The 26,756-nt window shown below is 41.1% G+C and carries 24 protein-coding genes; 10 read left to right on the top strand and 14 right to left on the bottom strand.

The annotated features are described in order from the left end of the window. Positions 1–124: 124 nt before the first annotated feature. Positions 125–340: a hypothetical protein gene (locus tag PN447_RS13485; RefSeq protein ID WP_334311104.1), complete on the bottom strand. Its 216-nt coding sequence runs from the start codon at positions 338–340 to the stop codon at positions 125–127. Between PN447_RS13485 and PN447_RS13480 the strand changes: the two genes are divergently transcribed. From PN447_RS13480 to PN447_RS13465, 4 genes are all read left to right on the top strand, one after another. Continuing rightward, entirely contained in the window at positions 339–476 is a 138-nt protein-coding gene (locus PN447_RS13480; protein WP_271763557.1) for a hypothetical protein, read from the top strand. The genes PN447_RS13485 and PN447_RS13480 overlap by 2 nt on opposite strands. 241 nt (positions 477–717) lie before the next feature. Then, positions 718–1,512 carry a molybdate ABC transporter substrate-binding protein gene (gene modA / locus PN447_RS13475; RefSeq protein WP_271763556.1) on the top strand — a complete coding sequence of 265 codons (795 nt, stop codon included), beginning with the start codon at positions 718–720 and terminating at the stop codon, positions 1,510–1,512. 238 nt (positions 1,513–1,750) lie between these two features. Beyond that, on the top strand, positions 1,751–3,580 hold the full coding sequence (gene modB / locus PN447_RS13470) for a molybdate ABC transporter permease subunit (protein ID WP_271763555.1): 1,830 nt from the start codon (positions 1,751–1,753) through the stop codon (positions 3,578–3,580). A 32-nt stretch (positions 3,581–3,612) separates the two neighbouring features. After that, on the top strand, positions 3,613–4,764 hold the full coding sequence (locus tag PN447_RS13465) for a substrate-binding domain-containing protein (RefSeq protein ID WP_271763553.1): 1,152 nt from the start codon (positions 3,613–3,615) through the stop codon (positions 4,762–4,764). On the opposite strand, the gene PN447_RS13460 is transcribed toward PN447_RS13465, so the two are convergent. Continuing rightward, the gene (locus PN447_RS13460) at positions 4,761–5,468 is read right to left on the bottom strand and encodes an HAD family hydrolase (protein ID WP_271763552.1); all 708 of its coding nucleotides are present in this window, start codon (positions 5,466–5,468) and stop codon (positions 4,761–4,763) included. The two genes, PN447_RS13465 and PN447_RS13460, sit on opposite strands and share 4 nt — an antisense overlap. Before the next feature lie 912 nt (positions 5,469–6,380). On the opposite strand from PN447_RS13460, the gene PN447_RS13455 reads away from it, so the two are divergent. Both PN447_RS13455 and PN447_RS13450 read left to right on the top strand, forming a co-directional pair. Next, on the top strand, positions 6,381–7,217 hold the full coding sequence (locus PN447_RS13455) for an alpha/beta fold hydrolase (protein WP_271763551.1): 837 nt from the start codon (positions 6,381–6,383) through the stop codon (positions 7,215–7,217). 29 nt (positions 7,218–7,246) lie between these two features. Beyond that, complete coding sequence (locus PN447_RS13450) at positions 7,247–8,422, top strand: inactive serine/threonine-protein kinase VRK3 (RefSeq protein ID WP_271763550.1); 1,176 nt, start codon at positions 7,247–7,249, stop codon at positions 8,420–8,422. Here PN447_RS13450 and PN447_RS13445 read toward each other — a convergent pair. The 4 genes from PN447_RS13445 to PN447_RS13430 all read right to left on the bottom strand — a co-directional run bounded on the left by PN447_RS13445 (position 8,408) and on the right by PN447_RS13430 (position 15,270). After that, on the bottom strand, positions 8,408–11,110 hold the full coding sequence (locus tag PN447_RS13445; RefSeq protein WP_271763549.1) for a hybrid sensor histidine kinase/response regulator: 2,703 nt from the start codon (positions 11,108–11,110) through the stop codon (positions 8,408–8,410). The two genes, PN447_RS13450 and PN447_RS13445, sit on opposite strands and share 15 nt — an antisense overlap. 16 nt (positions 11,111–11,126) lie before the next feature. Next, complete coding sequence (locus tag PN447_RS13440; RefSeq protein ID WP_271763548.1) at positions 11,127–11,591, bottom strand: response regulator; 465 nt, start codon at positions 11,589–11,591, stop codon at positions 11,127–11,129. Positions 11,592–11,595: 4 nt separating this feature from the next. Next, positions 11,596–13,893: a sensor histidine kinase gene (locus PN447_RS13435; RefSeq protein ID WP_271763547.1), complete on the bottom strand. Its 2,298-nt coding sequence runs from the start codon at positions 13,891–13,893 to the stop codon at positions 11,596–11,598. Between the two features lie 492 nt (positions 13,894–14,385). Further along, positions 14,386–15,270, bottom strand: coding sequence for a cation diffusion facilitator family transporter (locus PN447_RS13430; RefSeq protein WP_271763546.1), 885 nt, complete (start codon positions 15,268–15,270; stop codon positions 14,386–14,388). Positions 15,271–15,620: 350 nt separating this feature from the next. On the opposite strand from PN447_RS13430, the gene PN447_RS13425 reads away from it, so the two are divergent. Continuing rightward, positions 15,621–15,977 (top strand): hypothetical protein, encoded by a 357-nt coding sequence (locus tag PN447_RS13425; RefSeq protein WP_271763545.1) that lies wholly within the window; start codon positions 15,621–15,623, stop codon positions 15,975–15,977. A 344-nt stretch (positions 15,978–16,321) separates the two neighbouring features. On the opposite strand, the gene PN447_RS13420 is transcribed toward PN447_RS13425, so the two are convergent. The 3 genes from PN447_RS13420 to PN447_RS13410 form a co-directional block, all read right to left on the bottom strand. After that, the gene (locus PN447_RS13420; RefSeq protein WP_271763544.1) at positions 16,322–16,567 is read right to left on the bottom strand and encodes a DUF4327 family protein; all 246 of its coding nucleotides are present in this window, start codon (positions 16,565–16,567) and stop codon (positions 16,322–16,324) included. Positions 16,568–17,071: 504 nt separating this feature from the next. Then, positions 17,072–17,500, bottom strand: a complete 429-nt coding sequence (rbfA, locus tag PN447_RS13415) for a 30S ribosome-binding factor RbfA (RefSeq protein ID WP_271763543.1) — start codon at positions 17,498–17,500, stop codon at positions 17,072–17,074. A gap of 109 nt (positions 17,501–17,609) precedes the next feature. Beyond that, a complete protein-coding gene (locus tag PN447_RS13410; RefSeq protein ID WP_271734254.1) occupies positions 17,610–17,816 on the bottom strand; it encodes a DUF751 family protein in 207 nt (68 codons plus the stop codon). A 144-nt stretch (positions 17,817–17,960) separates the two neighbouring features. Here PN447_RS13410 and PN447_RS13405 point away from each other — a divergent pair, with 144 nt between their 5' ends. Beyond that, on the top strand, positions 17,961–18,788 hold the full coding sequence (locus PN447_RS13405) for a DNA adenine methylase (protein WP_271763542.1): 828 nt from the start codon (positions 17,961–17,963) through the stop codon (positions 18,786–18,788). Here the strand turns inward: PN447_RS13405 and PN447_RS13400 are convergent. The 3 genes from PN447_RS13400 to PN447_RS13390 form a co-directional block, all read right to left on the bottom strand. Beyond that, complete coding sequence (locus PN447_RS13400) at positions 18,785–19,267, bottom strand: PD-(D/E)XK nuclease superfamily protein (protein ID WP_271763541.1); 483 nt, start codon at positions 19,265–19,267, stop codon at positions 18,785–18,787. The two genes, PN447_RS13405 and PN447_RS13400, sit on opposite strands and share 4 nt — an antisense overlap. Positions 19,268–19,566: 299 nt before the next feature. Beyond that, positions 19,567–20,787 carry a HetZ-related protein gene (locus tag PN447_RS13395; RefSeq protein WP_271763540.1) on the bottom strand — a complete coding sequence of 407 codons (1,221 nt, stop codon included), beginning with the start codon at positions 20,785–20,787 and terminating at the stop codon, positions 19,567–19,569. 451 nt (positions 20,788–21,238) lie between these two features. Next, positions 21,239–21,889 (bottom strand): L-threonylcarbamoyladenylate synthase, encoded by a 651-nt coding sequence (locus tag PN447_RS13390; protein ID WP_271734258.1) that lies wholly within the window; start codon positions 21,887–21,889, stop codon positions 21,239–21,241. 167 nt (positions 21,890–22,056) lie between these two features. Between PN447_RS13390 and larC the strand changes: the two genes are divergently transcribed. After that, positions 22,057–23,313 (top strand): nickel pincer cofactor biosynthesis protein LarC, encoded by a 1,257-nt coding sequence (larC, locus tag PN447_RS13385; RefSeq protein ID WP_271763538.1) that lies wholly within the window; start codon positions 22,057–22,059, stop codon positions 23,311–23,313. Positions 23,314–23,325: 12 nt separating this feature from the next. Here the strand turns inward: larC and PN447_RS13380 are convergent, their stop codons facing one another. Together PN447_RS13380 and PN447_RS13375 are read right to left on the bottom strand one after the other, a co-directional pair. Then, entirely contained in the window at positions 23,326–23,934 is a 609-nt protein-coding gene (locus tag PN447_RS13380) for a hypothetical protein (protein ID WP_271763537.1), read from the bottom strand. A 29-nt stretch (positions 23,935–23,963) separates the two neighbouring features. Continuing rightward, positions 23,964–24,530, bottom strand: a complete 567-nt coding sequence (locus PN447_RS13375) for a DUF6658 family protein (protein ID WP_271763536.1) — start codon at positions 24,528–24,530, stop codon at positions 23,964–23,966. 515 nt (positions 24,531–25,045) lie between these two features. On the opposite strand from PN447_RS13375, the gene PN447_RS13370 reads away from it, so the two are divergent. Further along, on the top strand, positions 25,046–25,957 hold the full coding sequence (locus tag PN447_RS13370) for a lysylphosphatidylglycerol synthase domain-containing protein (protein ID WP_271763535.1): 912 nt from the start codon (positions 25,046–25,048) through the stop codon (positions 25,955–25,957). The last annotated feature ends 799 nt before the right edge of the window (positions 25,958–26,756 follow it).

Below are 26,756 nucleotides of genomic sequence, written 5' to 3'. Positions count from 1 at the left end.
GAATGATATGCCGCTCCACAACTTGCATATATGATACACATGCAAAACATCATATATAATAACATTATTTTGTAAGTTGTGTCAATCAAATGTTAATATCTAACTATATATGACTATATTTCTGTTATTCAAACCCAATACCACTAGTAGCGGATAAAATGGGGCGGCCATTGGGTAAATATCCCATATAGCTATTGAGTCCGCGATTCTCCGACAACAAGCGCACATCTTGCAAATAGGTCTGAGCAATCAGCCGCGCCCTTTCAGGGTCACCAGATAACAAAGCCATGGTGGGAGGTGACACACCTAAATCATTTACTCCAAAACCAATATGATACATGATGGCAAAAACTCAGCCTATCTATGGGTTTACTTTAGCAGGTGGTGAAAAAGACACCATGAAAATGATTTTAGAGGTAACAAAAGTAAATTTCATCCCAGTTCAAGAGCAGAGATATTGGCTAAACGTTAAATAAACTTACTTATATAGGGTAATAATTACCAAAAGTACTGTAATCAATCACTTTGCACACAAAATACAGTCTGTTATCTGGTCTAAAAACTGGGTTTTATGTCTTAAATGCTAGATATGAGCATGAATATTAGCATAATGTCAGTTATACTTGCTACAGAATTTAAATTCAGTTAATGTGTAAATTATCAAGAACCAGCTTTAGAGCCGCCTGGAAATTTTAGTTACACACCAAAAATAAAAATATGAATAAAAAACAGATTCTGGCTTGGATTGCTCTAGCAGTTACTAGCTGTATCCTAGCTATTACCTTACCTTTAATCACTTTCACACCCTCACCAGCACAGTCAAACATCAACTTACTAGTATCTGCGGCCGCTAGTACCAGAGATGTACTCACAGAAATACAGGACATTTATCAACAAAGTAAACCAAACGTCAATATCACATATAACTTTGGGGCTTCTGGCGCACTACAACGACAAATTGAACAAGGTGCTCCTGTAGATATATTTATTTCTGCTGCTAGAAAACAAGTGGATGCACTAGAACAAAAAGGACTTTTACTACCGGGTACTCGTACCAACTTGGCAAATAACCGCTTAGTCTTGATTGTCCCCAAGAATAGCACCGGCATTAATAGCTTTTTCAACTTAACACAGACTCGAGTTAGGAGAATCGCTGTGGGAGAACCCAGAAGTGTCCCCGCAGGAGAATACGCAGACCAGGTATTCAAAAAACTGGGTATTTTTGAGCAAGTGAAGCCTAAATTAGTTTTAGCTAATAATGTGCGTCAAGTTTTAGCAGCGGTAGAAAGTGGCGATGCTGATGCTGGTTTAGTATACGCCACAGATGCCAAAATTTCCAGCAAAGTCAAAGTTGTAGTCGCTGCTGATGAAAAATACCACTCTGCAATTGTTTATCCCATGGCGGTAATTAAAACCAGTAAAAATATCCCTGCGGGCAAAGAATTTCTCAATTTTTTATCAAGTAACCAAGCAAAAGCTATACTCAGGAAATACGGGTTTATTGTGAGTTAATAGCATATCTTGGTTTTGTGTCCTTTTTTCAAGAATGCTGAAGGAGCATAGATGAGGGGCGGTGGTGCTGGTTAAGATGACCACACCACAATATTTGTATAATTTTCTGTAAATATAGTCATCCTATTTGACTTGAGAAATTATGAGTGAGGAAAGGGAACAGGGAACACCGGAACACCGGAACAGAAATTGTTCATGAATCATTTAGGATTGCTATATACACAAATTACCAATTAATATGGATTTATCACCCCTGTGGATCTCACTAAAGACCTCACTACTGGCCACAGTTATTACCTTTTTCCTGGGGATTTTGTCCGCTTACTGGATGTTAGGATACAAGGGTAAAGCCAAGTCATTCATTGAAGGAATCTTTGTCGCACCTTTGATTTTACCACCTACAGTTGTAGGCTTTTTATTACTACTATTTTTTGGCAGAAATGGCCCCGCGGGTAAACTGATGCAGCCGTTGAATTTCAGCATTGTTTTTACTTGGTATGGTGCTGCCATTGCTGCCACTGTGGTATCATTTCCCATCATGTATAAAACAGCTTTAGGAGCCTTTGAACAAATTGATGGCAATCTTTTAAGAGTAGCCAGAACCCTGGGAGCTTCTGAATCAACAATCTTTTGGCGCATCAGTTTACCCCTCGCATTTCCCGGAATTGTGGCGGCCACCAGTTTAGCTTTTGCGCGGGCTTTAGGTGAGTTTGGCGCTACCCTGATGTTAGCGGGTAATATTCCCGGACAAACTCAAAATATCCCTATGGCAATTTATTTTGCTGTGGAAGCTGGGGCGATGAATGAGGCCTGGTTTTGGTCGATCGCGATCATGAGTATTTCCCTATCTGGCATTATTGCAGTTAACTTGTGGCAAGAAAACCGGGGGAAGAATAAACAGCCAAGTTCGCCATTTCCCATAGGACTGAGAAATCAGGAATACCAGAAATGTCAAACTGCTTCTAACACTAAATCAGGATTATTTGTAGATATCGGCAAAAAACTTCCCGGCTTTCACCTGCAAGTATGTTTTAGTGGTGATAGTAATACCTTGGGGTTTTTGGGAGGTTCAGGCGCTGGGAAAAGTATGATTTTGCGCTGTATTGCTGGTATAGAAACACCTACAAAAGGAGTGATTATTTTAAATGGGCGGGTGTTATTTGATTCTCGTCAGGGAGTTAATTTACCTCCACGCGATCGCCGTATTGGTTTCTTAATGCAGAATTACGCTTTATTCCCTCACATGACTGTCATGCAAAATATTGCTTTTGGTTTACCTCAAGGGTTATCGAAGTCAGAGATTAAACAACAGGTACAAGCGCAATTACTAGCTGTCCAGTTACAGGGATTAGAGAACCGCTACCCCCATCAACTTTCGGGGGGACAGCAACAACGGGTAGCTTTAGCCAGGGCTTTAGCAATTAAACCAGAAGCATTATTATTAGATGAACCATTTTCCGCTCTTGATACCTATCTGCGCCACCAATTACAAGAACAATTAATTGAAACTCTGAGTACTTATTCAGGGGTGACCTTATTTGTCACCCATAATCTAGAAGAAGCCTATGAGGTATGTCAACAGTTGTTAGTCATGTCTCAAGGTCAAATTATTGCTAACGATGATAAACAAAATATTTTCGCCCATCCCAATACTTACACCGTAGCCCAGTTAACAGGTTGTAAAAACTTTTCCCCAGTCAAGGTAGTATCGGACAGTCAAGTTAAAGCTTTAGATTGGGAATGTACTCTCAAAGTCAGGGAACCTTGGCCGCAATCTCCCGCTTATATAGGTATTCGCGCCCATCATCTAGACTTTACAGATGACCCTCATAGTGAGAATACTTTCCCGTGTTGGTTAATCAAGACTAGGGAAACACCCCACAGGGTAACGTTATATTTACGACTGCACAATTCACTCAGTAACGGTGATGATTATCACTTGCAAGCGGAAGTGTTTAAGGAGAAATGGGCTAATTTAAAATATAAACCTTTCCCATGGTATGTGCGTTTAGATATGGGGAAACTTTTTTTAATGGCGGACAATCATCACCATTTCACGCTATTTTAAAGAAGAAACCACAAAAACTGAACGCCTAAAACGTGGTCAAACAGGACGAACTTCGCAACAAGTTAAAACAAACCAGAATCCGCTTGGGTATGAGTCAGCAAGATTTAGCTAATTTGGCTGGCGTTACTCGTCAAACTATTAGCGGTGTAGAGTCGGGACAATATGCACCATCCACTACTATAGCCCTACGATTGGCAAAAGCCCTGGGTTGTCAAGTAGAAGATTTATTTTGGTTAGAGCAAGATTTACCGGAAATCACCGCAGTACCCGCCTATAATGTACCCCTAGGTGAAGGGTTGCGGCTAATTTTAGCCCAAGTGGGTAATCAATGGATTGCTCATCCTTTAATTGGTCAAGATGCATTCCGTACTGAAATGATACCAGCCGATGGGGAAGGCGATCGCCTACCTGGTAAAAATACTATGGTCGTCCAGTTGCTAGATGAACCGGTAAATCTGTATGATACAGTGATTTTGGCAGGTTGTGCGCCGGCTTTATCCCTCTGGGCGCGCGCTGCGGAACGTTGGCATCCTCACTTGCGAGTACACTGGATTTTAGATAACAGTATGACAGCATTGCACCGACTGCGCCGGGGGGAAGTTCATCTGGCGGGTATGCATATGTACGATTCCCAGACGGGAGAATATAATACACCCTTTGTGCGTTCCATAATCAAAGATGCGACGACGGTATTAATTAACCTGGGTATCTGGGAAGAGGGAATGCTCACCCAACCCCATAATCCCTTGGGATTAAAAAGTATTGCAGATTTAGCCCAGCCTGGTGTCACCATTGCTAACCGCGAAGCTGGGTCAGGTAGTCGCCAAGTGTTGGAGCGATCGCTACAAGAGGCAAATATACCATTTACAGCCGTCAAAGGATTTGACCACATTCTCCACGGACACTTAGAAGTAGCCCAAGCAGTAGCTACGGGTAAAGTAACATCTGGTATCAGCACTGCATCTGTGGCCGCGGCCTTTGGCTTAGGATTCATCCCTTTACAAGAATCAAGATACGACTTAGCTATTCTCCAGCCATACTTAGATGAAGCCCCTGTACAGAAATTACTGGGTACTTTAGGACATCGGCGGGTACTCTCACAGCTAGAGGCTATTGGCGGTTATAATACCACTCAAACTGGGGAAGTAGTGGCTACAATCGAAGCAACTACAGGTAATTCCTAATTCATGTTTGGGTGTTTTAGGTTCCCAGGAACTTTCAATTCTTTAAACCTTGGTGGTAATAATTCCCCCACCTCTTCCAGGGATTTGAAAACTCCATAAGCTAAATTGCTAATTTCAGGGGATGGTTGCTCAATATCGGGAACCATAATGGCACACATTCCCGCCTCAAAAGCAGCTTCCACACCCACACATGAGTCTTCAAACACTATACACTCTGCGGGCGTAATGTTCATGCGGTGACTCGCTTCTAGAAAAATATCCGGTGCTGGTTTACCCTCAGCTACATCTTCACTGGTGACTATTATGGTGAAATATTGGTTAATCCCCGCATTTGTTAAACGTCGGATGGCTCTAGTGCGTCCCGTTCCGGTGGCTAATCCAATCATCATACCCAGTTCATTGAATCTTCCGAGCAAATCTAAAACTCCTGGTTTCATTGGTAGACCTTCTCGCAATTCTCGCTCATCACCAATGGCGATGCGTTGGGTGGTCACTGAGTCAAATGGTAAACTTTCTCCGTAAACTTTTTTGAGTAATTTTTCCCGCCATGATAAGTCTCGTCCTACCAGTGACCTGTATAAATTATCGCTCATTATATAGCCATGCTCTTTGAGCGCCTGTTTCCACGCCCATCGAGCAATACTTTCTGTATCAAATAGCAGGCCATCCATATCAAAAATTGCGCCTCGGTAACTTGATAACACTTTGACGACCTCAATAGTTATTATATTTAACTATTTAACAATGTTTTTCGGCAACTAACAAACATCTGTAGGGTCTGATAGCGGAGCATGGCCTTAAGGATAGGGCTTTTGCTGTCTCAGTTTTAGGCTCCGTTCTTTTGAGAAAATATTTACATATAGGACTCCTATTTGATTTTTGAACAAGACTCACTACACACGGTAATTCTTCTTACCTGTTCCCTGTTCCCTGTTCCCTGTTCCCTACCTAGACAAATCAATTCAGAACCCAAACCGGCATATAGGACTCCTATTTGATTTTTGAACAAGACTCACTACATACGGTAATTCTTCTTACCTGTTCCCTGTTCCCTGTTCCCTGTTCCCTACCTAGACAAATCAATTCAGAACCCAAACCGGATTTCTATATAGCAATCCTAAATGATTCATGAACAATTTCTGTTCCCTGTTCCCTGTTCCCTGTTCCCTTTCCTCACTCATAATTTCTCAAGTCAAATAGGATGACTATATTTTCTAAAAATAATCTAAATAATCTCCCAAAGTCCTTGATAAGTAACATTGTTTACGGTATTCATATTCATGAATAAATTATTAGTAGATGAAGTGGTTATAAATAGGATTTAGGAGAATATTTTGAATAAGGATTTATTAGCTTTTTTAGCTAGTATAATTTTCAGTGTTCTCACCATAAACCTGATTAAAACACTGAATCTACCTACATTTGTTACTTTCAGTATTGCTATTTATTCCAGTTATATATTGATGTTTTTTATCCTGTTGCATCATTATATTTCTCAACATAGAAAAAAAATTAAATAAATTTGTCTCTAGTCTCTGCGTTATCCCATGGTCTAATCTATGATGAGTGTTGACTGTTGACTGTAAGCAGTTGTATAAACCTATACCTTTGTTGCCATGCCTTTCCGTCAAACCTTATCAAAATCTGATATCGAACTTTCCTATTTAGAGTGGAAAGAAGGAAAAGAACCTTTATTGTTATTGCATGGTTTAGCTGACAACGCTTTGGTGTGGTCCAGCTTGGGAGATGACCTAGCCCCACAATACCACATAGTTGCCCCAGATATGCGTGGTCATGGTGAAAGCAGCAAGCCAGAAGATGATTATACCTTTGCAAGTGCGATCGCAGACCTGGAAGCCCTCATGGATCATCTGGGATGGTCTTCTACCCATGTTGTCAGTCACTCTTGGACAGGAAAACTCGCCGCTATCTGGGCGAGAAAAAACCCGCAACGTTTACGCAGTATGGTTTTAGTTGACCCGATTTTTATCTGGAAAATGCCTAGTTTATTGCGGTTAACTTTCCCCCTGTTGTACCGTTACCTATCTTTCCTCAAAGGTATGGGACCATTTGCTAGTTACTCCGAAGCTGAAGCACAAGCGCGTCAGTTAAAACAATATCAAGGATGGAGTACTTTACAACAAAAGGTATTTCAAGGGGGAATTGAACCAAAACCCGATGGGAGTTGGGGTAGTAAGTTTACTATAGCGGCTCGCGATCGCATTTTTGCAGATGTTATGTGTGTACCCGGTTTTATTTCCCCCGTTGAGACTCCTACCCTGTTCATACAACCAGAACAGGGTCTGAACCGCCTCAACTGGCAAATTAAACCTTACAAAACTTATCTAAAGAATTTGCGCCTTTGCCAAGTTCCGGGTAATCATTGGCCATTTTTGACAGAACCCGAAGCATTTAACCGGACTGTAGCAGCATTTCTAGCAGAACGTAAATAAAAGCAGCCTGACTTTGACATTATTTGATCATGAGCCTTTGTATTAATCCAGTTTGTCCTCAACCTCATCACCCAAATAATCAAGACCGGTTTTGTCAGAGTTGCGGTTCCTCCTTGGAACTACTAGGACGTTATCGGGTGCTCAGTTTGTTGAGTGACAAAACTGGGTTTAGTAAAGTCTATGCAGCTACTGAACAAAACACGCCTAAAATCCTCAAGGTCTTGAATCAAGACTTATCAAATGACCCAGAAGCAGTAGATTTATTTTGCCAAGAAGCCTCTATTTTGTCAAGTCTGAATCATCCAGTTCTGCCGAAATTTGCCGGATATTTTCAGCATGAAACTAGAAATGGTTTGCTTCTCCACTGTATAATCATGGAAACAATGGAGCAGCCTCATTTGGATGTGTGGCTAAAGCAGCAGAATAGCCTGGGTTCACCTGGGGAGGCTGTGGATTGGTTAAGAAAATTTATACCTACAAATATCACCCCCACACAGTCATCAAATAAAGTTCCTTTACAAGGACTATTAGCGGCTCTGTTAGCTTCTTTGGGGATTCTGGGTTTGATAGCTTTAGTGATATATTCTCCCCAGTTTGCCACCTTGACACCATCAACACAATCTCCCGAAAGAAAAGGGATGGTTGATTACTTTCCTTATCAGGAAGGTATGGATAGTCAAGGTAAAATTGCTAAGTTTAATATAGCTGTTTTGTCAGTTAAATATAAATGGGTACCTGGTAGCAATTTTCAAGTTAAATATAATGATGAAATTATTAGTCTTGACCTTCTCAACTTAAAACTACAGCCAGAAAATATCCAGGAAATCATGCAAGAACCTAGTGAAATTATTGCTGTGGGTGTGGCGAATTGTGGCGGGAAACCAGGAGTTAAACAACGCCTGGCTTTAGAACGCGCTCAACAAATTAAAGGTTTAGCAACTAGATTATTTGAGAATACACCCAGCGTTAAAGGTTATCGTTTGTTAAACCTGGGTCAATTTCAAGGAAGCACCTGTCAGGAAAATCAGGACTTGACGGCATACCAAACAAGTGTAATTATCATAGGGGTGAAGGAAGCACCAGCAGGTCTGATTTTAGATGAAGCCTTAAGAGATAGGTTAACCAATAAACCTTTTGCTGATTTTAAGTTAGAAAATTACTCTCTGGGTTCTATCAGGCAATTTAAAACTTTATTCAGTAAATAAAGGCAACTTAACCGTAAAAGTAGCCCCTAGCCCTTCCCCGGGACTATGGGCTTCAATAGTACCCCCGTGTAATTCTACCAAATGACGGGCGATCGCTAAACCCAGTCCCAAACCAGTTTGTTGATGACTACACTCTGCCTGATGATACCGCTTAAACACGTGGGGCAGAAATTCCGGTTTAATACCCACACCAGTATCACTCACCTGAATACGTATTGAAGACTGATCATTTTTTGCTAGTTGCACTTGCACTTTGCCACCAGGTGGGGTAAACTTAATAGCATTGGAAAGTAAATTACCTAAAACTTGTGACAATCGATGGGTATCCCCAACTATAGGGGGGATAGATTCATCAATGACAGACTCTAAATGAACGCCTTTAGTACTGGCATCCGGGTAAACAGTTTCCACAGATGCTTTGACCAAACTCACCAAATTGACTGAGCGGAGTTCTATCTGTAGCTGACCCCGGAGGATACGGGTCATATTTAACAGATCTTCTAAAAGTTTAGACTGAGATTGAGCATTACGCTCGATGGTTTCTAAAGCTCTCTCAACTGTATCTGGAGGTAGTTCACGAGTCCGTAGTAATTTAGCCCAGCCGAGAATGGCATTAAGTGGCGATCGCAAATCATGAGATACCATAGCCACAAACTCATCTTTAGTTTGGTTAGCTGTTTCCGCGGCTGTTCTGGCTGCTTGTTCGAGCTGTAACAGCCTATCCCGTTCAGCTTCTAACTGCTTGTGCTGGTCTATATCAGTGCTAGTACCAAACCACTTAATTACCTGTCCTTGGTCATTCTTAATTGGTAAACCCCTGGCTAAATGCCAAAAATAGCTACCGTCAAATTTCCGGTAACGCATTTCGGTGTTCATAGTTTGTCCTGTCTCCAAGGCTTTCATCCCGGAGTGGATAGCTGAGGGAAGATCATCTGGATGTATAACTTGTCGCCAGCCTAACCCTAGGGCTTGCTCCATAGTTTGACCCGTAAATTCACACCACTGTTGATTTACATACTCGTATTCACCCTCAAGATTGCAAATCCACACCAGTTGTGGAATGGCATTAGATAAATAACGGTAGCGTTCCTCACTGTCGCGCAAAGCGGTTTCAGTAGCTTTGCGATCGCTAATGTCTGTAGCACTGCCTACGGCTCGTATAATAATCTTACCATAAGGGTCTCTGACAATTATGCCCTGATCTAATATATGGCGATACTCCTGGTCTTTATGAAGTATCCGATACTCCATCGTATAGTATTGACCCTCAGTGAGAATATTTCTCCATTGCTCTCCCACAGGCTTTCTATCTTCGGGATGAATTTTCTCTATCCACCATTTATGGGTGGGAGCTGCTTCTGCTAAGGAATAACCCAAAATTCGGGTTAACCCCTCAGTTCTGCTAACAGTATTATTCTTAAAATCTATGTCATAAATTAGGCAATTTACCGCAGCGGCGGCTAGTTGAAAACGCTCATTACTTAAACGCAGCTGTTCCTCTACTTGCTTACGCGCAGTGATATCAAAAGCTGTACCCACAATGTGGTGCGGCGAACCGTCAACACTCCTGTTAAATACAGTATCTCGACTGACAAACCACCGCCATTCACCATTGGCGTGGCGCATCCGGTATTCAAATTCGACAATTTTACCATCCTCAGCGGAGTTAATTACTTGCAAGTGTCTAGTAAATCGTACCCAATCTTCAGGATGCATTAACAACGGGAGCAACTCAGTACCCATGTCCTGAATTTCTTGGGCAGTATAACCAAGAAGTTTGGTAAATTGATTATTAGTATAGATATTCTGCTGTTGAATTAAATCATAAACGTATAACATCCCTGGTATAGTATTAGTAATAGCTTCGATAAACTGCTGACTATTGCGTAACTTATCTTCCGCCTCTTTTTTCGCGGTGACATCTCGCCAAGAAGCAACGAAGCCATCCCCCATTTTGGCGATGCGAATGTCAATCACCTTGGCTGATTGCAGTCTCTGGTCACAAGCAGTCCAGACGACAGAATCTTTCTCTAAAGGCTGACCTGTTTCTACCACTCGACAACATTCATCAAACAAGCCATTATCGCGGATATTCAGGAGAATGTTGCACAGATATTCGCCCTGGGCCCCTGATACAATTTGGCTAAATTCACAAGCGGCGGCGTTCATATAATCCACACGAAAGCGCAGGATTTCCCCCATCTGCTGACGTACAGCCGAAAAAATGCCGAAACAATCCAGCATATTCTCAATGGAGGTGCGGAAACGTTCCTCACTGCGTTGCAGCTCTTGACTAAGTTGCACATTTTTGATCGCTGAGTGAATCGTTGAGCGCAAACGCTCACCAGTGGTCTGTCCTTTCACTAAATAGTCTTGAGCACCACTTTTCATTGCAGCTACAGCTACAGTTTCGTTACCATAACCAGTTAACATAATCACTGCTGGCATGATTTTCTGTGACTGCTCTTGTAATTCTGCCAGAAATTCTAAGCCATCTAAGTCCGGTAGTAAAAAGTCTAATAAAATGGCATCAGGGTGAAACTGCTGACACAATTTCAAGGCTCCTTCCCCTGACTCCTCTTCGAGTACTGTGTAGATGTATTCCTGGTCTTGCAGTAGATAACGACGATAGGCCTGGCGGTCTTCCTGACAATCATCGATAATTAAAACAGTAACCGGTTCTGTCATAACTATTTACTAACAGCTATGGCTTACGCCATGCTACGCTATCGGGGAGGATGACTATATCTAACCAATAAGTGATGAAACTTTGAATAGTTTCCACTAGTCTGTTAATATCAATGGGCTTTAACATATAACTGGCAACGCAAGATTGATAACATACTTCAATGTCTTTGGGATTAGATGATGTGGTAAATACAACTACAGGGATATATTTAAACTCCTCATCCTGCTTGATTTTCTGTAAGACTTCTCGCCCATCAGTTCCCGGTAAGTTCAGATCGAGCAAAATAATCGACGGACGCGGTAAGTTTTGAGTATTACTGTAAATCCCGGTGTGGTAAAGGAAGTCCAGCGCCTCATCGCCATCAGTACAGCGAAACACAGGATTAACTACAGCTTGTTTCTTCATAATGCGACACAGGGCTTCAAAATCTTCGTCGCTATCTTCAATTACAAGTAAAGGCTTGGTAAGATTGCCAATCATCAGTTTATTTCACTCCTTCTAATGTGAAATAAAAGGTAGTACCCTCGCCATAGGTGGAATCTACCCAAATTCTCCCCCCGTGTCTTTCTACTATTTTTTTGGCGATGGTTAAACCCGCTCCTGTACCTCCCCCATATTTACTCGGTCCGTGTAGTCGTTTGAAAATTCGGAAAATTGACTCAAAATGTTTCTCTCGAATCCCAATCCCATTATCTCTCACATAAAATATCGTGGGGGATGGTGGTTCCTCTATGTAACCTATGCAAATCCATTTATTGGCTTTATCGTTGTATTTGATGGCGTTAGTAATCAAATTGTTAAACAGTTCACCTACTCGGACGCGATCGCAATACACTGTCGGTAGGGGTCTGGAAATCTGAATATCTACTTTCATATCCTCAATCCGCGGACGCAATAACTCTAAACTACCATTTAGTATATGATTCAGGTCTGTGGGAGCCATAGCCAGGTCTGCTCTCCCCAAGCGAGAAAAATGCAGCAGTGAATCGATTAAATCCTCCATCCGCTGAGTGAGACGGATCAACGTTTCTAACTTTTTCTTGCCTTCTTCATTCAGCAGCCCGCCGTAATCTTCCATCAGGAAGTTAGAATAATTGTGAATACCCCGCAGAGGCTCCTTTAAATCATGGGACGCTATATAGGCAAAAGCATCTAATTCTCTATTACTCCGTTCCAGTTCCACATTTAGCTGTGCTAATTCATCCGCTTTGCGCAGCACTAAGCCAATAATTGCACTTCTCAACTCCAGCGCTGCATTTATTTCATGGGATTTCCAGGGTACTGACCTTAATAGTACTGTTTCTTTCCATAACTCAAAGGATTTGCGCGGTGATAGGCGTATACTACCATTTTCTTGCGCTTCTACCGGTTTATTGGGGTTACCTCCCCAATCTACAGTTTGCACTACCTCCGGGCGAAACCATAAAACATAGTTCTTCTGAATTTGGGAAATGGAAACTACCATCAAACCGCTAGCCACATCCCGCAATTTCTCTGCTTCTGGGTAAACTTGAGATAGGGAATCAGTGTAGAAAATCTCCTCTTTTTGGTTTTCATAAATCCATTGTACTAACTCTTGTATCTCCTGTTTTTTGGGAGTGTTCCCCACCGTAAAATATTCGCCATCAAAGCATACTGCTGCTCCTTGAGCATTAACAATATTTAACAGATTTGGGTCGTGGTTAATTAAACCATCAATGAATTTCTGTTCTAATGACATATACTCCACTAATTTGGAGTTGCAAGATTGCAAATACAGGTTATATTCAATATCCTCGTGCTCTTCTTTACCTGCAATTTCTAAGGAGGCTATTTGTCCTAAAAATTCACAAGCATTCCGAATTTCATAGGGGATAAATTTCGGTGATTGATGATGACAAGCAATTAATCCCCAAAGTTTTCCATCTTTCATAATCGAAATTGACATGGAAGCAGTCACGCCCATATTCTGCATATACTCAATGTGTAAAGGCGAGACGCTCCTTAACACAGAATTACTTAAATCTAAAGGTTCCTCAGTTAAAGGATTATTCCTGGGCACAATTACCGCCGGTTCATAGTCTATATTTGGTATCAGTCTCAGCCAGTTTTGGCTATAGAGTTTTCTCGCTTGTGCGGGAATGTCGGAGACTGGGTAATGTAATCCTAAATAAGATGTCAGATATTCTGGCTTTTCTTCAGCAATAACTACACCATTCCAATCCTGATCAAATCGATAAACCATCACTCTGTGGAAACCGGTAATTTTCTTAATTTCTTTAACAAGAATCTGACTAAATTCTCCTATATTTGATGCGACTTTTAGCTTGGAGATTGCGCTTTTTATTAAGTGGTAAAATTTGAAAAAACTATTACATTTTTCCGATTTCCTCGGCTCTAGTTCTAAAACCAGTATGCCATGGGAACGGTGAATAATTCCATCAAAATCTACAATATGATTATCCACGCTTATGCTCATTTCTATGGGATTAACAATTAGTAACTCATCTTCATTTAAAGACTCTTTTATTAACTTAATTTGCTCGGCATCGAGTAATTGGCTGAGATCTTTATTGATTACTTCTTCTGGAGGTAAACTAAAGAATTTGAGGAGATTATCACTAACTTGGAGGATGGTTAAATCCGGTTCTTTGAGCGCAAAAATCACTCCATGAGGCTGAATAGAGCCAGGAATATGAATTGGCTCTTTGTTACAGTTGCTGACATCAATTGGGAATGGGATAGTAATATCGTTATTACTCACGTTTAATTCCTGATAGCGTCTCTGTGGCGCAGGTTCCATAGATTATAAGTAGTTTTGAGACTAGCTCTACTATTGTGATTTAGCAGTTCTGTGTCAAACACTCTTCATGCTTGGATTTACATAGTCCTTTATCCCAGCATAACCATAGGACGGACATAATTAATTGCATTTAGACTAACGACTGCTGACTGTCTTGAGTAGTAGTTGACAATTTATGTAAAATTGCTGTTTTTTCGCCTAAAACTGTATTTCCATCTGGGTAAATAAAATTTAAATAATGTTAACTATAGTTACATTTTAATATAAATTATCAATTTTTCCAACTTGTGTCTTTTCAGTCAATGATTCGTCCCTCCCTGTTCTATGACTACACCACGCAAGCTATAGCAGTAACCACAAGTGTTAGGACATTTCCCTGCTTGTTGTTCCCCAATCCCTGTTCCCTGTTCCCTGTTCCCTTAAAACCACAATTATGATGTCCTAACGTGTATGCGTAGTGCTATATCGGTTAGAGGTGGGGAGTGTCAAGGTTTAGCTGATTTGCTCAGGCTGGTATACCGGCGGCTCGATATGAATTAAAATTCTAGTGGGGCTGAAATGTCTTTCTAATCGCCGTTCTACTTCTTCACTAATTTTATGGGCGGTTTCTACATCTACTGCATCTATGATTAAATGTATTTCTATGAAGACTTGGCGACCTAAAATACCCCGGGAGGCGATGTCATGACAATTAATCACCCCAGGAACAGCAGTGGCGATCGCCTCAATGGTTTCCGGTGCGATGGCCATTTGATCTACCAACCAAGGTAAATTGGTTTTCAGCACTGACCAAGCACTCCCCAATACTAACAAAGCGACAGGAAAAGCTAACACCACATCCAACCATTGATAACCTCGCCAAACCCCTATCAAACCACCAATGACAGAAATTGTCACCCAAACATCACTCATGGTGTGTGTAGCATCAGCAATCAAAATTGCACTACCTAAACGCTGACCTACACGACGTTCGTAAAAAGCAACAAAAATATTGATACCTAGCACCACAAGCAATAACCACAACTCTACTGGGGATATCTCTACAGGTTCACTACCTTGGGTAATTCGCTCCACTATACCTTGCAGAATTTCAAAGCAGGCGATAAGCAACAGAACCGCAATTCCTAAAGCTCCCACAGATTCAAATTTCTGGTGTCCGTAAGGGTGTTCTCTATCTGGTTCCGGCGCAGAATATCTATTGGCAACTAACCCTAAAATATTACTGGCTGCATCTGTCGTACTATGTAGGGCATCAGCTAACAAGCTTAAAGAGCCTGTAGCATACCCCAAAAATCCCTTCAATCCTACCACCAACATATTCAGCAGTAAGGTGATAATTAACACCTTTTGTATTTCCGGGCGGTTGTCCTTAGTCATAAAACATATTTAAAATTTATTGCTATGAGTTGTAATATAAAACTTCCAACCAAGATTCAATGTGTAAAAATATTACACACTGTTGGCTATATCTCCCTATAATCGCTGTTATTCAACTGCTTTACTGAGATTTTTTTTAAATAAACTTTGGTCTTATCCTAGTAAAAATACGTTTTCCTCCCCTAAAATATATGACTTACTCCACGGAATCCATATATTTTATTATGGCTAAAGCTCCCCGATAGCGATCGCTATCGGGTACAAGTTTTGTCAATACCACCTATTCGGGTAAGATAGGTAATATTATATGGCTTACGCCACCCTACGCTATCACTCTTGAGAAATAGCTCATGTCTTACACTCCTCTAACCCTGAATCTGATTTCCGGTTCTGTTTCCTTCAGTTTTTCAGCCGAAAAAGCACGGGAATTAAAAGCCGCCATAGATGAACTAATGTTAAGCCTCAAAGCTGTCGCCGCTAAAACCAATAATCCCAGCGTCGGTAAAGTTACCCCTCAGCCTCCCTTAGAATATCGCTACACTGGTGAAGTATTTTTAGAGATTTTTTGTAATCCCAATATTTGGCCGAGTCCCTTTGCTGCTAAAGTTCTCCTGACTGTACGCGACTTGAATATTCGCTTAACTACAGAAGCTGAACTGACACAAATTCTTGAAGATGTTCACCAGTATTTAGAACAGGTAGGATGAACTATCAAAAAATTACCGCAGCAGTTTCATATGTTAAACTACTACGGTAATTAACTGTATATTAAGATACTAACTTTTCAATGAGTGGCGCATCTAAACCCAAAATTGCCTCCACCCCTTCTTAACTGGGAAAATTCTATAAATTCAGGTTCTAATGCTGGTTGCGTTAGTGCAAAAACTAAGATTCTGCATGAGGAAATACATATCAAAACCAGAGATTATCCGTTCCATTTCGCCATGAAATCCCTTGCTCTCAATTACAGACATCCATGACATACCTCACCGCCCTAAAAGTGCCGTGATTCCTTAATCTATAAACAGAGAATTCCAAATCTCAAGACTGATTAGTCATTGTCCCATTCTTCCCGGCCAATTAGGTCGCCAATGCGATCGCGTAATAAAAAGTCACATTTTTCTAACTCACACTCCACCCCTACCCACTCTCTAGCTGGTATATATTGACACAAGGTATATATAGGCTGTTGCCGACTAACAATTCCCTTTTGTACCAGTCGGCGTGCTTCGTCTTGGATCAAATCCAAAGAGTAGTAGGAGTAGTAATTAATAGAAGGCACCGTATTCACAGTCATGGTTTTTACTCACAAAGTTTACAAGTAGACATTGTTCCCATCAAACACTAGGAACAAACATGAACAGCATCAGACTTGTGGCTAGGATTTTGTAGTTTGCTATACGGAACTAATCTTATTTTGACGCTATACACCTTCAAATTATCTAAAGAAATGTTAAGAATGTCAATAAATTATGACTTTAAGACGAGAAGTACTGGGATTAATGCTTTCAGGGCAATTAAGGGCAATTAAATTAACTTGCTGGCAAGATAATGTCAATATTTTTTGGGGTTTTGCTTCTATGAATTATCAGTATATTTTATGAGAAGGTATTATAGCATATAATTCCTGGTAATTGACAAATAATTAGCCGAAAGCTCAATGATCATCAATAAATTGCAGTAATAATGTGAACTTTGCCAGAAAATATCCTCATAGTTAGATTAAAACAGACGTGATCACATCCCGTCTGTTAAATGTTTAGCCAATTCACTAGGGATTAATTGTTCTCAAGTGACATTGTTAGCGAGTTACTTCTTCTGAAGATTGATCATCTTCATCGCTAGTATTATCCGCTACTTGCGGATTGTCTGGCGATCGCTGATACTCCAGTTGGTTTAAAAGCGACAGCACCTTAGTACCCCGCTCTATAGAATCGTCCTCGATAAAAATCACTTCTGGTGTGCGACGCAGCCTAACTCGTGAACCAAGTTCGCTGCGGACAAAACCAGTTGCAGACCTTAAGCCCGCCATTGTTTCTGACTTAGCCGACTCCGTACCATAAATACTGACGTAGACCTTGGCGTGTTGGAGATCACCAGAAACATCTACATAAGTAACACTGACCATTCCTGTACCTACACGGTCATCTTTAATACCGTGGAGTAGCATTTGGCTAACTTCCCGTTTAATCAATTCAGCAACGCGGGAAACGCGGCGATTAGTAGCCATAAAGTTGTGCCTCCTCACAGAGGTTGTACGACATAATTATATATAAATTGCACAGGACAGAGTTAGAAGCACTCAATACCCCACACAAGAACACCCTGATGGTTTGAGCCTATACTGGATTCAAGCCTAGCATCGCCCGCAGAGTAAGACTCACAAACACTAGGCTACCCACAAAGAAACCCAAAAGAGCAATCAGGGTTACAGGGCGTTTTAACAACGGCATTAATGGCTCCACCGTGTTGAGAAACACCCCTAAGAGGATAGTAACAAAGTAGCGCGGGTAGCGAAAGACGTTATCCCAAAATCCGTCAAACATTTCAATATATACTGCCTTGTTATACAATTACACTTGCTTTCACATTTATCTTATTGTAATCTATGCAGCCAAAAAATTACTCAACTCAGATAAAATATGCTGCCTGCGCTATATTTCTTATGTTTGCTAGCTGAGTTGGAATCAATGGTAAGTCAAATATCTCCCAAAATTTTTCCGCGTCCATTTTTAAAGTGGGCTGGTGGTAAAGCTCGGTTAATCACACAATATAATCAATATTTTCCCCAGGAATATCAAACCTACTATGAGCCATTTTTAGGAGGTGGGGCGGTTTTTTTCTATCTCCATCCCCCCGGATCTATATTAAGTGATATTAATACAGAATTAATTACAACTTATCGCTGTGTCAAGGATAGTGTTGAAGAATTAATCTCTCTGTTACAAGCACATCATCAGCAGCATAGTCAAGACTATTACTATCATGTCAGAGCCTCACCGGGAGGGACTGACTTACAACAAGCTGCGCGTTTCATATATCTAAATAAAACTTGTTTCAATGGACTTTATCGAGTCAATTCTCAAGGTAAATTTAATGTCCCACTGGGAAAATATAAAAATCCTAATATTTGCCCGGAAGATATACTGCGAGGCGCATCAGCAGCCCTTAATACCGCGGAAATTAAACAAGCAGATTTTACAGATGTGTTAAATTATGCCACTAGTAGTAATGATTTTGTCTATTTTGACCCGCCATACTATCCTGTCAGTGCAACCAGTTATTTTACAGCTTATAGTCAATATTGCTTTGGTGAAACCCAACAAGTTAAACTCAGAGATATATTTGTAGAACTAGCCGGGCGGGGAGTAAAAGTTATGTTATCTAATTCAGATTGTGACTTTATTCGCCAACTTTATGCCGGCTTCCAGATTTATAGAATATCAGCCAGTAGGTCAATTAATTGCAATCCTAAAAAGCGAGGACAGATCACTGAGGTATTGGTAACTTCCTATTAAAGGTTATTATTAGACCAGGTAATAAAGGTGCTCAAGTTATAAACTGCTAATAAGTTTTGATTAGAAACAACTTGTGTTTCTAACCATGAGATGGCTTGTGGTTTCGCGCCTTTACCATCGATTAATACTATCGCTTGTGTGGGATAGCAGTTTTGAATATTCAAGTTGAGATAGGGAAGTTTTTCATCTACTGAACCACTACTTTGCTGCCATTTACATTCAATAATTAGTCCAGAAGCAATTGGACTGCTACCAATAATATAAAAATCTACATTTATATCGCTGCCATAAATTCCTGGTCCGATATAAACCTGTCTGGCATATCTTTTGGGTATATTATTCGCACTCAAGAGATATTCAAGGCGCTGTTTTCTGGGTAAAACAGCGCCAACTTGAAGATATCCATGTCCGTGCAAAGTACCTTCCACACAGTTTTCTAAGACATTACCAGATGTAACTGCCCTTCCGCCCTGACTCATGTTGATTTTGCTTGATTTGACAGATTTCCTGATTTTAGGATTTCCTACAAGCAACAGTAAATACTACGTTAATAAATTTTTAATTTTGCCACCTGAACAACAAATATAAAATAGTACTTTTGTACTAAAATAAATAGGCTTCGCAGCAGATGATCAAACTATCAAACCATTGGATAGTCAGCATTTGACTTTTGCCATAATTTCCCCATCTTTTTGAGTGAAGTAGTAAAGGTAATTTTTTATAGTTTTTGAGTTATTGATGGGGAATTAAGATCGGTTGATCTGCGATAAATTCACATTTAACTGGCTTGGATATGATTCTCGCCATTACGAATATCCCATGCCACTTCTAGCATTTGAGTCCAGCGCTTTTGCAGCTGCTTAGGTGTACATTTTATCGCTTTAGCGATCGCCTGATCACTGTGTCGAGTAGTTTTCAACTGCAAAATCTGTTTCTGCTCAGGAGATAACACACTCACAAAGATGTCCCATTGTCCAGAAGTTAAACCCAACTTTTGCTCTAGACCTGCACCCAACCATTGATGAACTAATTGCCATTGGTGGTTCTTGGCAAATTTTTCCACATGGTATTTAAAACGCTGTTGTAGATAGTCGCGCTGACGGCTAGTTAAACCCAGGATTTGGTCAATTTCTGGGGCACAGAGGTCTTGTAATTTCAGCTTCAGGTATTCCACACAGTCAGACTGACCTTGAGATTCCAGGTATTTTGCCAATTCCGCAATCACGCGATCGCGCTCCGACTCCTCCGACGGATCAAAATTAGTTTGAGCAACCATCTGGGATCTAATCTGTTGCACCGCCGAGTGACGCTGGTAAGATTCCGCCTCTTCACTCCTAGCAGATTCCACCGCCATTTCAATATCTACAGTAGTTTCTTGGGGCTGACGACGAGCAAAACCTTGAGCGCGAAGGATAATCAATTGCTGATTATTCCCACCAGGTAAATTAATTCGGCGTTTAGCATATTGCTCTGTAAAAGCCATGTATTCTGCCAATTGCAACTGAGTCCGGGGTTTATAATCTTCTGACAATTGGTTTTCTCTGCGGAAAGCTTTAATAGCTTCGATGTAAAACGCTTGTAAAAAATCTTCAATCAGAGTGTAACGAGCATTAAACCCCAACTCTGAACCAGCTGTCGCAACATGACGGTAAACCATAGCACCTAAAGTACTATGTAATTCCACCCTCCCCCGCCGGGAACCTAGTTGGTAGTAATGCAGGCACTTTTGCAAGCGATGCCTAGCTAAATTAAGTTGCCATGACTGGACTTCTCCAGATTCTTGGATACGGGAGCTTTTATGACATATTCGTTCAACTTCTGTAGCTATACGCTGTGATACTGCTTGTATACACTCAGATGCCGCTTTCACAGACAAAAGCATTTCTTGATACAAGAATTGTCTCAAGGTATTGTCATCGTCTCGGAGCAATTCTGCAGGCGAAACATTGCAGAAAACAGCAGATTTTGAAGTTGGTAGATTTACAAGGTTGGCTTTCATGACTTTTCGGTGAGTGTGGTATTGCACCATAACTACAACGCAGGTACAGCAAATAAGGCCAGCCTTGGCTGGAGAACTATTTAGCATTCTCAAAACCCACTGCAAGCACTGCTCAGATACAAGACTGTAGGCAATTGAAAAATTTACAGGGAAAATAGTGTGTTACTTCTTATAGATGTTCTCGCCTCAGTGAAGTACACGCAAGAGTTAATGAACCACAGATGTGAGACTAACTATGATAACGGCAAATACTATATATCAACCAGCAGGTTAGATATGACACATAGATACCTACCACGCATCAAATGTGGTTAAAAGACTTGCTATCTCTACATTTATTGCCATTGTGTTTTAACCACTGCCAGATAATGTAAGTATGTCACTCTCAAAACTTGAGTTTTTCTATGACATTTCTGGAGAAACTAAAAGATAAACCTGTGTAGTTTGTTTGTTATACCCAAGCTGCTGCTGCTTCCCAACCTAACCCCTGCCTTGTGATCATTGGTTCGTCTCCCGTTAAGTCCAAAATCGTAGACACTTCATAAGTTGATTCCTCACCCGTGTCTATAATTAAATCTACTAAATTATCCAAACGGTCAAACAGTTCCATCCGCGATAGTCTAGGTTGTAAATCTAGGTCTACTGGTTCATCATCTGGTGGTAAATGTGCCGAAGTGGAAATAATCGGATTTTCCAATGCTGCTAGCAATGCCAAGCATACCGGATGGTCTGGTACACGAATCCCAGTAGTTTTTCGTTTAGGACTTTGTACTAGTCGGGGTACTAACTTGGTAGCAGGTAGTAAAAACGTGTAAGTACCAGGTATCAAGCGCTTCATAATCCGATAGGCTGTATCACTGACAAACGCATAAGTTGCCACATTTGATAATGAAGGACACAAAAATGTCAGTGGTTTATCATTGGCTAGCTGTTTAATTTGCCGCACTCGTTCTACTGCCGACTTGGCATTTAAATCACAACCAATAGCATAAACTGTGTCTGTAGGGTAGAGCATCACTGCGCCACTAGAGAGCGCTGACTTTATTTCCTCTATACGTCGAGTTTGTGGATTATCAGGATGGACAGCGAAAATTTTTGCCATAGCCAATTTTGAATTAGAGGTGGAGAATTGTGTCAACGAGGAAAAATATCAAATTCAGCGTTACACATATTGTCACCGATATAGATGAGCGCCTGCCTCAAATAGGCCATAATTTACATCAGAATAATTGTGCAAAGTCTAAAAATAAAGTTGTTGAAGTTATCTATATGAGTAAAGTCGCTTATCTTCAATGTCCCACAGGAATTTCTGGTGATATGTGCCTAGGGGCTTTAGTTAGCTTGGGTGTTCCCGTGGAATATTTAAGTGAAACACTCAATAAATTGGGGATTGACCAGGATTATCAGCTCACAGCCGAACTTGTGCAACGCCATGGTCAACAGGCCACCAAGGTTCATGTAGATTTATTACATAAGCATCACCATCACGGCCGCCACCTCCCAGAAATTGAAAAAATCATCTGCAAAGCTAACTTGCCATCACGGGTAGAAGCTTGGAGTTTGGCAGTATTTCGACAGCTAGCAGTAGCTGAGGGTGCAGTGCATGGGATCGCGCCAGAAAAGGTACATTTCCATGAAGTGGGCGCTGTAGATGCAATTGTCGATATTGTCGGTACCTGCTTGGGCTTGGATTGGTTAGGGATTTCCACTAATCATCAAGGATTACCCTTAATATACTGTTCAGCCTTACCCACAGGTGGGGGAACAGTACACGCAGCCCACGGTGAAATGGCTGTACCAGTACCAGCAGTATTGAAATTGTGGGAAATGCGGGGTTGTCCAGTTTTTAGTAATGGCATTGATCAGGAACTCGTGACACCAACCGGCGCCGCCATCGTTACTACCCTAACTAGAGAGTTTGGTTCACCGCCACCAATGACCATTAAACAGGTAGGACTGGGAGCCGGAACGATTAATTTACCTATCCCTAATATATTACGTCTGTGGCTGGGGGATTCCGCCCATAATTTTGAACATACCAATACCGATTTAGAAACCATCATCGTACTTGAAACCCAAATTGATGACTTAAATCCCCAAGCCCTCGGCTATGTCTTTGAAGCCTTGTTTACCGTTGGTGCAGTGGATGTGTTCACCCAACCCATAGGAATGAAAAAGTCACGCCCGGGAATTTTACTCACTGTCATTTGCCATCCTGAGAATTTACTCCCTTGTGAAGCAGTTTTATTTCGCGAAACCACTACTTTAGGAATTCGCCGCAGCACCCAACAGCGCGCCATTTTACAACGGGAAATTCAATCAGTGGAGCTGGAATATGGCACAGTCCGGGTTAAAGTTGCATGGCACCGACCAAGACAAGATCAGCGTATTGCCAACGTCCAGCCAGAATATGAAGATTGTGCAGAATTAGCTCGAAAGCATAATATCCCCTGGCGCGAAGTTCAACGATTAGCATTACAAGCTTGGTATTTGCAGCATCATGAATCTGGAGTTAATTACACCTAGTTTTACCTGGTATTAATCTATCTCAATTTCTCTGATTCTCCTTTTCACTGCCTCCGCTGCATCCTCCCCTTGGCGTTGAACACTCTTTGCGGTGTCCTCCGCGCCGCGTTGGATATTTGTCGTCAGGTCTTCGGCAGTGCGTTCAGTGCTTTTCTCAATATTTTCTACTCCGCGCTGAGTCCCCTTAATCACACCTTTACCTAATTCCTCTGCAGAACTACCAATGTCCTCCCCCAGACGCCTGACCCGCTCATCTAAAGGTGTACCCTCCTGATAATTGCGAATATATTGCTCCGAGCTATCAATACCCTTTTTTTGAACGTTTTCCCGCGCTTTTCTCGCCAATTCTGCGGCTCTAGCATTTGCTTCTCTTTCCGCCCCTTTGGCTCTAGGATCGACATCACTAAAGTTATTCATTCCACCTTCTGGGGTGTTAAGTTTATAAATTTTTGTCGGGTCGTATCTTTCCACATTAGGCGGTTGACCACTGGGTTGCGGTGGCTGTTGAGCTATTCCCGGACGATTACAAGCCTGTGTCATTAACAGCAATGTTACTGCCACAAAGACTGTTAAAATCTTCACAGGACGAATATTTTTTAGCCCATTAATGAATTTATTCATAACCTTACTCTTGTGATGCTTTTAAGTTTCTACTTACCGACTGCTGGATTTTTTTGTAACTCAGGTCTAGAACTGGCTTCTTTTGCCTTTTCTTGTAAAAAACCAGAAGCTTCTTTAACTGAATCTTGTACTGTTTCCACCCGTTCTTGAATGCGAGTTCCTATATCCGGTTCTCTTTGAATCAAACCACCAGGCGCAGGTCTTTGGAAGTTTTTGTCAGTGATGATAGGCAATTCTTTTTGTTTTTCAACTCTACCTTGAGGTGTATCCGCACCGGGGTAAAGTATTTCGGAGTCTCTACTTATGGCTATCAAAAGTTGTAAATCTGATTGTGAACTAGCTCGTTCAATTTCTTTTTTCTCTTCTGAATTAATCGCTTTAGTATCTGTACTCATCCTATATTTAGTATATTTATCTGCACCACCTTTATCAGGATTATTAGCACCACCAGCCTGAACTGCAGGGTTTTGTGGTTTTGAGCCTTGAGGATTTGCTCCACTACAAGAAGTAGTTACTATCAACAATAGACCAGCTATAAAGATAATCACAAACTGGCGTAGTTTTAACTTTTCCCAGAAAGCTATCATATTGTCCATCAAATCCTCCTTTTACAGGAAAATAGGTTACCCATTTAATTTATTATTTGATAGGATCAGTAAATTCTGACATTTCTCGGTTAACAGATATCAATTTCATCGCTGTTTATCTGTGGTTCCTAAGCTTTCCATTTACTCACCGGATTACAAACATCTATGTTTCATAACCCCCCTCAAGATTAGAAATAAAACTATCAGTTAACCTCTAGCGTAGGTAACATTATACTTGCTACCAAAATCAGACTATGATCTAACTGTAGAGAGATTAATACCAGCAATTGATTATATTCGGGTGATTTAAGATATCTGGTTCTTCAGTACCTAATATGCTAAATTGTTTTGATAAAATCCGAAAAGGCTTACCGTATAAGGGAAGTAATGTTGGTTATTGAAGAAAATGCCTGAATATTCCTTCTTAATCTCTGTTCCCTGTTCCCTGTTCCGGTGTTCCCTCGAACCAGTTGTTAAATTAGCATAACAAGTACGGTAGAGCCAGATATCTTTATTTCTTGCAAATGACGAAGCAAATTTTACGCGGGCTAATTTTCGGTGTAACCATATTTTTTTTAGGGAAAGCCCTCAAGGATCATTGGTATGAGGTGATAACAATCCAAGTTGATGCAGTCGCATGGGCAATTCTGTGCATAGCCACAGGGGTAACTTTACTAGCACATATTTGGGGTGGTTGGATATGGACTTGGATTCTCCACGACTTAAATCAACCAGTCCCACCTGTGGAATTTATTCAGGTCTACCTCAAAACCAATATTGCTAAATATTTACCTGGTAATATCTGGCATCATTATGGCAGAATTATGGCAGCGAAAAATGCTCAGATTCCTGTGAGTGCTGCTACTTTAAGCGTATTGCTCGAACCCCTATTAATGGCGGCAGCAGCTTTAATTATGATTATTATCTTCGGTAATCAATTTGCTCCTCATCATATTACCGGTTCTGTGCAAATATTACAATTTTTTAGTTTGGCTGTAGTCCTGGTTGGTGTTCATCCCCGATTTGTAAATCCGGTGATTTGCTTCTGTCAGAAAATCAAGGTGAAAAGGTCTGCTACTGAGCCTACTATTCCTTTGCAAGTTAAACGTTATCCCCTTAGGGCTTTGTTGGGGGAATTGGGGTTTTTAGTCTTGCGTGGTTCTGGGTTTGTTTTAACTGTTTTTGCCCTGACTCCATTGCATTTGAGCCAATTACCTTTATTATTAGGTGCTTTTTGCTTTTCTTGGTTATTAGGTTTTGTGGTTCCCGGTGCCCCGTCCGGCTTGGGTGTGTTTGAACTGACAGCCATGGCTCTTTTGCAGCATCGGTTTCCTTCTGCTGTGATAATTAGTGCGATCGCTTTTTATCGTCTGGTTAGTATTATCGCCGAAACTGCTGGTGCTGCCCTAGCCTCCCTATATAAACCCATACCCTAAGATTGTGCCAAAAATCAAACCTGCCCATGTTTAACTAGGCAGGTGTACTTCTACGTTAACTTTTTAGTGGGGGTGGAGGGACTTGAACCCACACGACCTTTTACGGTCAACGGATTTTCATTCTCTCGCAGTTTTCACTACTGCCGGGTTTTGACAACCAGCGGCTTTGAGAATTGGACTCTCCCTTTACCCTCGGCTTTACGTTAGGGTAGCTCCCGTCGAGTCTCTGCACCTTCCGATTAGTTATGAGTTTTAACACTCAGCACTTGTTTCGGCTTGGCTCAGGATTGCCATATCTGTGAACAGATTTAGGTTTCCCTGAGTTTGACAGCTTACACTTGAAAGATTTCTCTATCAAGGCTCAGTTTTCTAAGTCCGTAGCGTCTACCATTCCGCCACACCCCCATATCTATATAAATTGGGTAGCCCTTTTTTTTAAGCCAGCCAATCTACCTAGTTTACATTAGCATCAAGTAGGTCATTTGTACAAGCAAATTGAGATTTTTTTTTTCCAGATTTGGTAGTTTATGGTGTTTCTTCCTAGTTTTCTGGGATTGAGTATCTACAATTGTGCTTAACTTCAACTGCTATATAAAACCTAGACAAAGCTAGACTTTACTTTCTACTTCAACGGGAGCATAGGAGCGGTTATCCCTAGTGTAGACTTGCACGCCTTAGCCAGACGCGATATTTCTCAAGTTAAGATTTACAAGAAAGACTACCGCTATCATTGCTTGGTTTTCGCGTTGGCAATAGTCTTAATTCAATACTTGATATCGTAGGATTATATATCAAGTGG

Source organism: Anabaena sp. CS-542/02 (assembly GCF_028331085.1).
Classification (GTDB): domain Bacteria; phylum Cyanobacteriota; class Cyanobacteriia; order Cyanobacteriales; family Nostocaceae; genus Anabaenopsis; species Anabaenopsis arnoldii.
Note: the sequence above shows the minus strand (reverse complement) of the source record. Positions and strands in the feature narration are given on the sequence as shown.